Here is an 11,585-nt window from a genome sequence, read left to right as displayed (position 1 = left end):
CGGACCGCAGGCGGGGCCTCACCGGCCGCCGACGATCGTGTCGAGCTCCTCGTCGGTGAGCTCGCGGCCGAGCGGCTTCCTGCCCTTGTCGCGCCGCGGCTTCGCGGCGGCCGCCGGCCGGGCGGGTTCGGGCTTGCGGTCCGGGGCGGAAGGCTGGTCGGCTGGCCGGGTCACGGTGTCCTCGACGCGCGGGGTCGCCATCATGCCCTACGCCGTCGGCAGCTTGTAGTCCCGGAAGTCCTCGCGCAGGCGGGTCTTCAGGATCTTGCCCGTCGCGGTGTGGGGAATGGCGTCGACGAACTGCACGTCGTCGGGCAGCCACCACTTGGCGACCCGGCCGCCGAGGAACTCGATCAGCTCCTTCTTGTCGACCTCGGCGCCCGGCTTGCGATGGATGATGAGCAGGGGGCGCTCGTCCCACTTGGGATGGGCGACGCCGATCACCGCCGCCTCGGCGACGCCGGGATGGGCCATGGCGGCGTTCTCGAGGTCGATCGAGCTGATCCATTCGCCGCCCGACTTGATCACGTCCTTGGACCGGTCGGTGATCTGCATGAAGCCGTCGGGATCGAGCGTCGCGACGTCGCCGGTCGGGAACCACCCGCTGCCGCCATGCTCGTCGGGCCGCAGCACCTCGCCGCCCTCGCCCTTGAAGTAGCCGGAAGTCACCCACGGTCCGCGCACCAGCAGGTCGCCGAAGGCCTTGCCGTCGCGCGGCAGCTCCTTGCCGGCGTCGTCGACGATCTTCATCTCGACCCCGAACGGCGGCCGGCCCTGCTTCAGCCGCACGGCGAGCAGCTCGTCCCTGGGCATGCCGGCGTGCTTGCCCTTGGGATGGTTGACCGAGCCCAGCGGGCTCATCTCGCTCATGCCCCAGGCATGCAGGACCTCGACGCCGAACTCGCGGTCGAAGGCCTCGATCATCGCCGGCGGGGCGGCCGAGCCGCCGATCACCGCGTACTTCAGGGTCGAGAGCTTGAGCTTGTTGGCCTGGAGGTGCTGCAGCAGCGCCAGCCACACGGTCGGCACGCCGGCGGTGAAGGTGACGCCTTCGGTCTCGAACAACTCGTAGAGGCTCGCGCCGTCGAGGGCGACGCCGGGGAAGACCATCTTGGCGCCGACCAGGGCGGCGCTGTAGGGAAGGCCCCAGGCGTTGACGTGGAACATCGGCACGACCGGCAGCACCACCGAGCGCGCCGACAGGCCGAGCGTGTCGGGCAGGGCGGCGGCGTAGGCGTGCAGGATGGTCGAGCGGTGGTGGTAGAGCACGCCCTTGGGGTTGCCCGTCGTGCCCGACGTGTAGCAGAGCGACGAGGCGGTGCGCTCGTCGAACTCCGGCCACTCGTAGGTGCCCGGCCTGTCCGCGATCAGCTCCTCGTAGACCAGCAGGTTGGGGATCCGGCAGTCCTTGGGAAGATGGTCGCGATCGGTCATGGCGACGACATGGCGCACGGTGCGGAACTGCGGCAGCAGCTTCTCGACCGCGGGCAGGAGGTTCGCGTCGACGAACAGGATCTGGTCCTCGGCGTGATTCACGATGTAGGCGATCTGCTCGGGGAACAGGCGCGGGTTGATGGTGTGGCACACCGCCCCCATGCCGGAGATGCCGTAGTAGAGCTCGAAATGGCGGTAGCCGTTCCAGGCCAGCGTGCCGATGCGGTCGCCGGGCTTGATGCCCAGCGCCAGCAGCGCCTCCGCCACCTTCTTGGCGCGCAGCCGGGCGTCCCGATAGGTATAGCGGTGGAGGTCGCCCTCGATCCGCCGCGACACGATCTCGGTGTCGCCGTGGTTCAGCGCGGCATGCTCGATGAGATGCTGGATCAGCAGCGGGCGGTCCTGCATGAGGCCGAACATTTCGACGTCTCCCTGATCGTCTGGCGGGTCGCTCGTCTGGCGGTACGAAGGCATTTGCCCTAGGTTCGCCCGGAGTTCTTTGAGGGAAGTTCGATGATGCGGTCAAGGTTTGGCGGCGCCCTGGCCTTCGGCGGTTTCGCCGCAGGCTGGGCCGGCGCCGCTGCCGGCGCCGACACTCCCTATGCCGCATCGGGGGGCGACCCGACGCTGCTCGCCCTGTTCGCCGAGCGCTTCGAGTTCACGCTGAAGCAGCTGCCCGAGCTCGGCGCCCATCTGGCTTCGCTGCCGCAGATCGTGGGCGGCCGCACCGCGCTCCTGCTGGCCGGCATCGTGGTCGCAGGCCTGCTCGCCGAGTATGTCGCGCGCCTGCTGCTGGGCCATGTCCGGCGGCGGGTCATCGACCGTCTGGTCGGCCACTCGCCGCTCCGCGCCTTCGCGCTCGCCCTGGTGCTCGACGCGCTGGCGGTGGTGGCGCTGGCGGTCGCCGCGCGGGCGGTGGTAGGTCGGCTCGGCGATCCGCAGGGCATGGCCGGCCAGCTCGGCCACCAGATCTTCCTGGCGCTGCTCTACTGGCGCGGCTTCAACCTGGTGTTCCGGGCCTTCCTGCGGCCGGCCAATCCGGAGGGCCGGATCGCGCCGGTCGACGATGCGGCGGCCCGCGGCCTGCTGATCGCGCTCAACCTGGTGATCGTCCTGCCGCTGCTCGGCGCCAACATCGCCCCGGCGCTGGCCCGGACCGGGCTCGGCGACGAGGCTGTCGGCGCCGCCGTGATCTTCTATGCGCCGCTGATCGCGCTCGGCCTGATCTGGGTCGTCTGGCGCTGGCGGGACGAGATGGCGGCCTGGCTGGCCGCCATGGTCCCGGAACACAGGATCGGCCGCCAGCTCAAGCTCGATGCCGCCCGCCGCTGGTGGATGGCGGGCCTCGCCTTCTACGCGGCGATGGGCTGCATCGCGGTCTATGCCGCCGTCGCCGAACGCCACACCGCGGCGCGCGGCATGACCACCATCGAGGGCGCGCTGATCGCGCTCCTGCTGTTCGAGACCCTGATGCACCGGCTCACCCGGCACATCGTCTCCGAGCTGCCGATGGCCGGCGACGTGGTCGCCGACTGCCTTCGCCTGATCGCGCGCCTCTACGTGCTGATCGTCATCGCCGATGCGCTGATGGTGCGCGTGCTGGGCGCGATGACCGCCGCGGAATGGCAGGTCCATGATCGCGACGCCAAGGTCGCGGCGATCTCGCTGGTGGCGATCTACGCCTTCTGGCGCTTCCTGCGCTTCCGCATGGATTCCTACATCGCCGCCAATCCGCTGCCCTCGGCCGCCGCCGCGGCCGAGCCCGAGGACGAGGTGCGGGTCGCGGCCTCCCGCCTGCGCACCCTGATGCCGCTGCTGCGGGCGGTCGCCGGCATCACGATCTTCGTGATCGGCGGCCTGATGGTGCTGTCGCAGCTCGGCGTCAACATCACGCCGCTGATCGCCGGCGCCTCGGTGTTCGGCCTCGCCGTCTCGTTCGGCAGCCAGTCGCTGGTGCGCGACATCGTCTCGGGCGTGTTCTTCCTGGCCGAGGATTCCTTCCGCATCGGCGAGTATGTCGACTGCAGCAAGGTCAAGGGCACGGTCGAGGGGTTCAGCGTGCGCTCGCTGAAGCTGCGCCACCAGAACGGCCAGCTCCACATCGTGCCGTTCGGCCAGGTCGGCCATATCACCAACTTCAGCCGCGACTGGACGGTGCTGAAGTTCAACCTCGCCTTCGCCCCCGGCACCGACGTCGAGCTGCTGCGCAAGACGGCGAAGAAGATCGGCCTCGACCTGATGGAGGAGCCGACGCTGAAGCCCATCATCATCCAGCCGCTCAAGATGCAGGGCGTGGTCGACATCAAGGACAGCCAGCTCATCGTGCGCTTCAAGGTGATGGCGCGGCCCAAGAATCCGAGCCAGATCCAGCGCCTGGCGATCCGGCGCATGTACGATACCTTCCCGGCGCTCGGCATCCGCTTCGCCGTGCCGATGTTCCCGATGGCGATGGCCGGGGCTGCCCCGCAGCAGCCGGCCGCCGCGCTGCCGCCGACCGTCCCGCCGCGGGCGGCACCGACCCCGACCAACGATTCCACGCCGGCCGCCGCGACGGCGGTGAAGGCAGCCGATTGACCCAACAGGAGAACAGCATGGAAAAGCGCAAGCTCGGCAAGTCCGACCTCGAATTCGCCCCGATCGCCTTTGGCGGCAACGTGTTCGGCTGGACGGCCGACGAGGCCACCTCGCACAAGCTGCTCGATGCCTTCGTCGATGCCGGCTACTCGTTCATCGACACGGCCGACGTCTATTCCCGCTGGAAGCCGGGCAACAAGGGCGGCGAATCCGAGACCGTGATCGGGTCCTGGCTGAAGAAGAACCCGGCCAAGCGCGACAAGGTGCAGATCGCCACCAAGTGCGGCATGGACATGCCCAATGTCGGCCAGGGCCTGTCGCGCGCCCATATCGAGCGCTCGATCGACGAGTCGCTGAAGCGGCTGCAGACCGACCGCATCGACCTCTACCAGGCGCATCGCGACGACAAGGAGACGCCGCTGGAGGAGACGCTCACGACCTACGACAGGCTCGTGAAGGCCGGCAAGGTTCGCTACGTCGGCGCCTCCAACTACGAGGCGCCGCGTCTCGCCGAGGCCGCGAAGATCGCCAGGGAGAAGGGGCTGCCGCGCTTCGAGAGCCTCCAGCCGCACTACAATCTGATGGAGCGCGGCCTGTTCGAGGGCGCGCTCGAGGACGAGTGCCTCAAGGAAGGCATCGGCGTCATCCCCTATTATTCGCTGGCCAGCGGGTTCCTGAGCGGCAAGTACCGGGCGGAATCCGATGTCGGCAGCGCGGCGCGCGGCGCCGGCGTGAAGAAGTACCTGAACGACAAGGGCTTCGCGGTCCTGAACGCGCTCGACGCGGCGGCGAAGAAGTACAATGCCAACGACACGCAGGTGGCGCTGGCCTGGCTGCTGCAGCGCAAGGCGATCACCGCGCCGATCGTGAGCGCCACCAGCCTCGAGCAGCTCAAGGACCTGATCGCCGCACCGGCGATCAAGCTCGATGCCGACTCGGTCGCCGCCATCGACAAGGCGAGCGCCCCGGCCTGACCCCCGACTGTTCTCTTCCCCACGCGTGAGCGTGGGGAGGTGGCGGCGTCATACGCCGACGGAAGGGTCGGAGGCGTTTCGTCGCGTCGCGCATGACCCCTCCGTCCGCTGCGCGGACACCTCCCCAGCGCTGCTGGGGAGGAGGGTCTTTCCTCTTTACGCCGGCGGCGCGGCTTCCGCCTTGAGCACCTTCCGGGCGGCCACGGCGACCGCCGCTTCGTGGTCGCCCCCGCCGCCGCCCGCGAGCTGCACGGTCGGGAACGCGAAGTGGATGCCGTTCTCGTCGAACGCCTTCTTGATCATGGCGTTGGCCTTGCGGCGGATGACGAACTGCTCGCCGGGCTTGGTCATCATCTTCATGCGGATATTGATCGAGTATTCGCCGAACTGCTCGATGCCCTGCATCTTGAGCGGCTGCAGGATGTTCGGCCCGAGATCGGGGTCCTTGGCCAGTTCCAGCCCGATCTGCTTGATGAGCTTCTTGGCCTTGTCGACGTCGGAATCGTAGGTGATGCCGATCTGGTCCTTCACCATGACCCAGTCGCGGCTCATGTTCTGCACCGCGCCCAGCACGCCGAAGGGGATGGTGAACAACGGCCCGCGCTGGTGGCGCAGCTTGACCGAGCGCAGGCTGAAGGACTCGACGACGCCTTTGTAGCTGCCGCTCTGGATGTACTCGCCGACCCGGAAGGCGTCGTCGAGCATGTAGAACATGCCGCTGATCATGTCGCGCACGACGGTCTGGGCGCCGAAGCCGACCGCGACGCCGACCACGCCCGCGCTGGCGATCAGCGGTCCGATCTCGACGCCCAGCGCGGCGAGCGCCATCAGCGCGGCCATCACGACCAGGACGATCAGGGCGATGTTGCGCCCGATCGGCAGCAGCGTGCGGACGCGCGCCCGCCGGCGCGCCTCCTCGGCGGCCAGCCCGTCGGCCGGCTGGGCATTGACCAGCGCATTGTCGGCCAGCGCCTTCAGGAGGCTCCAGGCGAGATCGGCCACCAGGACGATGATCAGCGCGTGCAGCGAGCCGCGCAGCAGCTTCGTGAAGGTGTTCTCCTTCTCCGCCAGCGACGTCACGTCGAGGCCCCAGCCCCACAGCAGGATGCCGATGGCGCCGACGATCAGCGCGGCGCGCAGGCCCTGCTCGACGAACACGGCCAGCACCGACTGCGGCCCCATCGTTCCGTCGGGTCCGCTGACCGGCCGGAGCAGGTGGCGCGAGGCGCGCCGGGCCGCGGCGATGGCCAGCGGCAGGCCGACCGCCACCGTCAGGAACCAGAAGACGTGCATGGCGCCGGCGGCCCACACGAGCCAGAACACGACGGCGCCCAGGGTCGCCAGCCAGCGGCCGGCATTGCCGGCCTTGACGGCGTCGGGACGCGCATCGTCCGCCGGAGTCGGGGCCTTGGGAGACCAGATCATGGCGATGGCGATGGCGACCAGCCCGGTGCCCAGGAGATAGGCGAAGATCAGCAGGCCGCCGCGCGGCATGCCGAGCACCCGGGTCGCCGCGATGACGGCCCAGCCGAACGCGAACCAGGCGACGAAGGCCAGCAGGCGGCTCCTCCAGAAACGGGCGCGTCCGACATCGAGGTCGAAGGCCGCCAGCTCGCGGTCGAGGCCGGGACGCGGGCGCAGCAGGATGCACAGCACGACGTCCGCCAGCCGCGTGCCGACCAGCGCGGTCAGCAGGGCCAGTCCGGCCTCGTGGATCGGCGGCGACCAGCTCAGGGCGGCGAGGGTCACCAGGGCGCCGACGGCGAAGGCCAGGATGGCCCCGATGTCGAGCAGGGCGTCCATGCCGACGCGCGTCAGGCGGTCGGAGAGCTGGCGGATCGGGATGGCGCTGCGCCGCGTGCGCGGCCCCTGGGTCGCGCGGCGGAAGCCCCATTCCACGGCGAAGCCGACGGCCAGGCACAGCACGGCCCCCAGCAGGATGCGCAGGATCCCGTCGCTGCCGGCAGCCTCGCCGAGGGAGTGGCCGACCTTGCCGAAGTCGCCGGGGAGGCCCGGGATCGCCTGCACGATCTCCTCGAAATGCTGGCGCGCATGCTCGAGGCGCTTGGCCAGGACCGAGGAGGTGCCGGCCCCGCCCGGATCGGCCGGCGTCTGGGCGAAAGCCGGCAGGGCGGCGAGCAGGGCGAACGGCAGCGTCAGGGACGCGAGACGATGGGGGCTGGACATCGGGTTCCTCGTCAAACGACGGACCGACAATGCCCCCGGGACGAGGGTTTCTGCAAGGCGAGTGAAGGCTTGCTTCGTGGTATAGTTCCATGATGCTCGTCTTCCGCCAGCTCTTCGACCCGACCTCCTCGACCTACACCTATCTCCTGGGGTGCTCGGTGTCGGGCGAAGCGGTGCTGATCGATCCCGTGTTCGAGCAGGTGCGCCGCGACGCCGCCCTGATCGGCGAACTCGGCCTCAGGCTGCTCTGGACCCTCGACACCCACGTCCATGCCGACCACGTGACCGGCGCCTGGCTGCTCAAGCAGAAGCTCGGCAGCCGCATCGCGCTGTCGGCCGCGTCGGGTGCCGCCGGCGCGGACCGCCTGCTGGCCGACGGCGATCGCGTCGATTTCGGACGGCGGTCGCTCGAGGTGCGCGCGACGCCGGGCCACACCGACGGCTGCCTCACTTACGTGCTCGACGACGAGAGCATGGCCTTCACCGGCGATTGCCTGATGATCCGCGGATCGGGCCGCACCGACTTCCAGCAGGGCGATCCGCGCTCGCTGTACCGGTCGGTGCGCTCGCGCATCTTCTCGCTGCCCGAGACCTGCCTGCTCTACCCGGCGCACGACTATCGCGGCCTGACCGCGACCAGCGTGGCCGAGGAGAAGCGCTTCAACCCGCGGCTGGGCGGCGAGATCGGCGAGAGCGACTATGTCGGCTACATGAAGAACCTCGACCTGCCGCATCCGAAGAAGATCGACGAGGCGGTGCCGGCCAACCTGCGCTGCGGCCAGCCGGGGAACGAGCAGGCGGGCCACGAGACCGCGGCACCACCCGACCCGTCCTGGGCGCCATTGCGCTTCACCTTCGGCGGCGTGTGGGAGGTCGAGCCGCACTGGCTGGAGGAGAATCTCGGCAAGGTGCGGGTCCTCGACGTGCGCGAACCGGGCGAGTTCGCCGGACCCCTCGGCCATATCCGCGGCGCTACCCTGCTGCCGCTGGGCGAGCTTGCGGCGCGGGCCAAGGAGCTGCCGGCCGACAGGCCGATCGTCGCGGTCTGCCGGGCGGGCAGCCGCTCGGCCCATGCCACCGCGATCCTGCAGAAGGCGGGCTTCGCCGACGTCGCCAACCTGCCCGGCGGCATGCTGCGCTGGCGCGCCGAGGGCCGCGGCGTCGAGGGCGGCGCGGCCTGATCGGGTGGACCCTGGTCCCGCTGCCGCATCGATCCCGGGAGCGGTTGCGGCGAGTGGCCCGAATGCCTATATTCCTGGGCACTTACCGCGATTTACCGTAGGCAATTCAATGTCTTACCAGGGCTGGCCGATCATCTAGGAAGATGAGACCTCTCGCAGGGAGGTCATTTCGGCAACTTTTCGGCGGGTTCGTATCCCTCCATCCGGTGAATGAGCCAGATCGTGTGCTCGAAGAAGCGCTCGGGCGATGGATGGCCCTTGGCTCCTTCGCTGCGCTGCCGCTCACGGATATGGACCAGGAAGAACTTGCCGAAGTCCTGCAGCACGCCTTCGAGAAGATAGTAGATGTCGTCCAGCAGGACATAGTTGCGCCGGGCCATCAGGCCCAGGCTCTCGGTGAAGGTCAGGAGCCTCAGAAAGTCCGTGTACTCCTGCAGCTTGCTTGGACACGTGGCCCCGTCGTCGAGCAGCTGCTGAAGCCTTGCGTGGGCCAGGACGCCGAGGGGCTTTTCGTCGGTCGGGACCAGTTCCCGACGGAGCAGATAGAATTTCTTGCGAGACGTCAGCATGTCGGCGGAAGCGAACTTCGCCTCCATGTCCAGGTAGACCTGCGCCTGCGCGTTGCGGGCCACGATCTCGTTCTGCTGGTTGGCTGCTTCGTTCTGCCGGTTGGCTGCGTCGCTCTGGCGATGCGCCGCGATCGATTGCCGAAAGGCAAAGATCAGGGCGACCGTGGCGACGATGACCAGGAAGGCGTTCGTGACGAAGTAGACGATCTCCCAGAAGTCTCGCTGGCGGATCGTCACCGATCCCTTGCCATTCGCGTCCATGACCTGGAGGGCGTCGAGGCTCAGATAGATCGCGACCGGCACGGCGATGAGAAGGACATAGATCACCGCGGCCGCGGCAAGCAGCCATTTCCATGCCGCACCGGTCTGAGCTCGTGCCATCTGCCCCGCCTCGATTGTCGAGACGGTAGCGTAACGTCCCGTCGCTCAACGGCAAGTTGATTGCGACGATCCTGCTTGCTTCAGAATCCGTAGAGCTTCGCGGGCGTGTCGATCAGGATCGTGCGGCGCGTCGCCTCGTCGGGCACCCACTGCTCCAGCCAGCGCAGGGTCTCGCGGTAGGTCTTCACCCGGTCGAGATTGTTGTCGGCGTGCGGCCAGTCGCTGCCCCACATCAGGCGGTCGGCGCCGAAGGCGGACAGCAGCAGCGGCGCGGCCGGCTGGGCGCGCTCGGTGCCGACGCGATAGGCGCCGCTCAGCACCACCCAGACGCGGCGGGTGGCCGCCTTCTCCAGCAGGAGCTCGAAGCCGGGATCGCGCAACGGGCCGAGCTTGCGGTCGAGCATGCCGAAGTGCGGGAGGACGACCCTGTGTCCCTGGTCGAGCAGCCGCGGCAGGATCGACGGCAGGCGGCCGGACTCGACATAGAGATGGATCGGCCAGTCGCGCTTCTGCGCTTCCGCCAGCATCGCCTCGTAGTACGGCCAGTCGGGCGTCGGCAGGCGCCAGATGGGGAAGCGCAGGCCGCGCACGCCGATCGCCTGCAACGTCTCCCAGTCGTCGTCCGTCACCGGCAGCGAGGGCGAGATCCAGGGCACGCCGCGCAGCCGGCCGGGCTCGGCGCGCAGCGCCTTGAACAGGTAGTCGTTGTCGTAGCCCAGGAACCAGGGCTGGTGGATCACCGCCCGGCCGACGCCGTTGTCGGCCGCGAGCCCCAGCAGCGTCTCCCACGAGGCGTCGTAGGACGGCGCATGGCGGGCGAAGGCGCCGCTCGCGAGACCGCGCACGAAGACCTCGGCATGGGCGTCGATCCACGGCGGCTCGGCGGCGCCGGCTCCCGCACCGGTCGTGGCCAGCGCCAGTGCGCCGGCGGCGAAGGTGCGGCGGCGCATCACGCGAGCTCGCCGCGGTATGCCGGGATCCCGCGGAAGGTCATGACCGCGGCCAGGGAGAGGGCGGCGACGGCGACCACCATGTAGGCGGGGGTCAGGTCCTGGCCGGTGCGGCTGACGAGCCAGGCCGCCGCGACCGGCGCCAGGCCGCCCATCACCCCGTAGGCCAGGTTGTAGCCGATGGCGATCGCCGTGCAGCGGACGGCCGCCGGGGTCGCCTCCACCATCAGCGACGGCGCGATGGCGATCGCGACGCCGGCGACCAGGACGTAGCCGAACTGGCCGAGCAGGATGAGCCCGTCATTGTCGTGATGCATCAGCCACAGGAACGGCACGGCGCCCGCGATGCCCACGATCGTGGCCGCCATCAGCGGCGGCGTGCGCCCGACCCGGTCGCTCAGCCAGCCCGCGGCCAGCATCACGGGAATGAGCGCCGCCATGGCGAGCGTGTTGATGCCCAGCGCGCGCGCCGGCGCGATGCCGTCGACCAGCTGCAGCCAGCTCACGACGTAGAGGAACATCAGGTAGAAGCTGACGGCGGGGAAGGCGGCGAGAAAGGCAAGGCGCACCAGCAGGGTCTTGTGATGGCGGAACGTGTCGGCGAGCGGCGAGCGCGCCGGCTCCGGCGGCCGGGCGTCCTGGACGTGGCGCCGCAGCAGGTAGCCCACGACGCCGACCAGCAGGCCGAGCAGGAACGGCACCCGCCAGCCCCAGTCGGCCAGCGCCTCCGGCGTGAGCAGGCTCGCCATGAGGGTGCCGACGCCGGATCCCAGCAGCATGCCGGCGACGGCGCTGCAGCAGGCGATGGCGCTGGTCAGTCCGCGCCGATGGGGCAGGGCGCTCTCGATCAGGAAGGTGAAGGACGTCGTGTACTCGCCGCCGACCGAGAGCCCCTGGATCATGCGCAGCAGGACCAGCAGTCCGGCGGCGGCGATGCCCAGCGTGGCGTAGCCCGGCAGCAGCCCGACCAGGAAGGTCGGCACCGCCATGGCGGTGATCGAGAAGCTGAGCGCGACCCGGCGGCCGTAGCGGTCGGCGATCACGCCGGTCAGCATGCCGCCCAGGGGCCGCATGACATAGCCGACGGCGAACACGGCGAAGGCCGCCAGCACCTGGGCCACCGGATCGCTCCTGGAGAAGAACGTCTGGCCGATGGGAATGGCGAAGAAGCCGTAGACGGCGAAGTCGTACCATTCCAGCACGTTGCCGATCGTGCCGGCGGCGATCAGCCGGACCCTGCTGTCCTGTTGCATTGCCCGGATAATCCTCCCCTTTGCGGTTTCCGCAAAGGGGAGGTGAGGGACTTGGGGGGCGGTATTCCGGGCGCCCGGAGGA

General features: G+C 69.4%; 9 protein-coding genes. 3 read left to right on the top strand and 6 right to left on the bottom strand.

Features of this window, described 5'->3' with window-relative positions:
* Positions 1-18: 18 nt before the first annotated feature.
* Both ACO073_RS22415 and ACO073_RS22410 read right to left on the bottom strand, forming a co-directional pair.
* Positions 19-204: a hypothetical protein gene (locus tag ACO073_RS22415; protein WP_422000437.1), complete on the bottom strand. Its 186-nt coding sequence runs from the start codon at positions 202-204 to the stop codon at positions 19-21.
* 3 nt (positions 205-207) lie between these two features.
* Positions 208-1,854: a 3-(methylthio)propionyl-CoA ligase gene (locus ACO073_RS22410; RefSeq protein WP_422000435.1), complete on the bottom strand. Its 1,647-nt coding sequence runs from the start codon at positions 1,852-1,854 to the stop codon at positions 208-210.
* 96 nt (positions 1,855-1,950) lie between these two features.
* Between ACO073_RS22410 and ACO073_RS22405 the strand changes: the two genes are divergently transcribed.
* A complete protein-coding gene (locus tag ACO073_RS22405; RefSeq protein ID WP_422000434.1) occupies positions 1,951-4,008 on the top strand; it encodes a mechanosensitive ion channel family protein in 2,058 nt (685 codons plus the stop codon).
* A 17-nt stretch (positions 4,009-4,025) separates the two neighbouring features.
* Complete coding sequence (locus ACO073_RS22400; RefSeq protein WP_422000432.1) at positions 4,026-4,982, top strand: aldo/keto reductase; 957 nt, start codon at positions 4,026-4,028, stop codon at positions 4,980-4,982.
* Positions 4,983-5,138: 156 nt separating this feature from the next.
* Here the strand turns inward: ACO073_RS22400 and ACO073_RS22395 are convergent, their stop codons facing one another.
* On the bottom strand, positions 5,139-7,169 hold the full coding sequence (locus ACO073_RS22395) for a mechanosensitive ion channel family protein (protein WP_422000431.1): 2,031 nt from the start codon (positions 7,167-7,169) through the stop codon (positions 5,139-5,141).
* Between the two features lie 89 nt (positions 7,170-7,258).
* Here ACO073_RS22395 and ACO073_RS22390 point away from each other — a divergent pair, with 89 nt between their 5' ends.
* Positions 7,259-8,350, top strand: a complete 1,092-nt coding sequence (locus ACO073_RS22390; protein ID WP_422000429.1) for a rhodanese-like domain-containing protein — start codon at positions 7,259-7,261, stop codon at positions 8,348-8,350.
* 164 nt (positions 8,351-8,514) lie between these two features.
* On the opposite strand, the gene ACO073_RS22385 is transcribed toward ACO073_RS22390, so the two are convergent.
* The 3 genes from ACO073_RS22385 to ACO073_RS22375 all read right to left on the bottom strand — a co-directional run bounded on the left by ACO073_RS22385 (position 8,515) and on the right by ACO073_RS22375 (position 11,503).
* Positions 8,515-9,300 carry a hypothetical protein gene (locus tag ACO073_RS22385; protein ID WP_422000427.1) on the bottom strand — a complete coding sequence of 262 codons (786 nt, stop codon included), beginning with the start codon at positions 9,298-9,300 and terminating at the stop codon, positions 8,515-8,517.
* A gap of 80 nt (positions 9,301-9,380) precedes the next feature.
* The gene (locus ACO073_RS22380; protein ID WP_422000426.1) at positions 9,381-10,250 is read right to left on the bottom strand and encodes an amidohydrolase family protein; all 870 of its coding nucleotides are present in this window, start codon (positions 10,248-10,250) and stop codon (positions 9,381-9,383) included.
* Positions 10,250-11,503: an MFS transporter gene (locus ACO073_RS22375; protein WP_422000425.1), complete on the bottom strand. Its 1,254-nt coding sequence runs from the start codon at positions 11,501-11,503 to the stop codon at positions 10,250-10,252. The genes ACO073_RS22380 and ACO073_RS22375 overlap by 1 nt, the downstream gene beginning before the upstream one ends.
* Positions 11,504-11,585 lie beyond the last annotated feature (82 nt).

The sequence above is a fragment of the Reyranella sp. genome (assembly GCF_965229815.1).
In the GTDB taxonomy this organism is placed as follows: domain Bacteria; phylum Pseudomonadota; class Alphaproteobacteria; order Reyranellales; family Reyranellaceae; genus Reyranella.
The sequence above is the reverse complement of the archived record's forward strand: the minus strand, read 5'-3'. Positions and strand labels throughout refer to the sequence as shown.

Excerpts from the sequence above, each read along its gene's own strand:
- ACO073_RS22390 (WP_422000429.1), top strand. The coding sequence starts at position 7,259 with ATGATGCTCGTCTTCCGCCAGCTCTTCGACCCGACCTCCTCGACCTAC.
- ACO073_RS22410 (WP_422000435.1), bottom strand. The coding sequence starts at position 1,854 with ATGTTCGGCCTCATGCAGGACCGCCCGCTGCTGATCCAGCATCTCATC.
- ACO073_RS22385 (WP_422000427.1), bottom strand. The coding sequence starts at position 9,300 with ATGGCACGAGCTCAGACCGGTGCGGCATGGAAATGGCTGCTTGCCGCG.
- ACO073_RS22400 (WP_422000432.1), top strand. The coding sequence starts at position 4,026 with ATGGAAAAGCGCAAGCTCGGCAAGTCCGACCTCGAATTCGCCCCGATC.
- ACO073_RS22375 (WP_422000425.1), bottom strand. The coding sequence starts at position 11,503 with ATGCAACAGGACAGCAGGGTCCGGCTGATCGCCGCCGGCACGATCGGC.
- ACO073_RS22380 (WP_422000426.1), bottom strand. The coding sequence starts at position 10,250 with ATGCGCCGCCGCACCTTCGCCGCCGGCGCACTGGCGCTGGCCACGACC.
- ACO073_RS22405 (WP_422000434.1), top strand. The coding sequence starts at position 1,951 with ATGCGGTCAAGGTTTGGCGGCGCCCTGGCCTTCGGCGGTTTCGCCGCA.
- ACO073_RS22415 (WP_422000437.1), bottom strand. The coding sequence starts at position 204 with ATGATGGCGACCCCGCGCGTCGAGGACACCGTGACCCGGCCAGCCGAC.
- ACO073_RS22395 (WP_422000431.1), bottom strand. The coding sequence starts at position 7,169 with ATGTCCAGCCCCCATCGTCTCGCGTCCCTGACGCTGCCGTTCGCCCTG.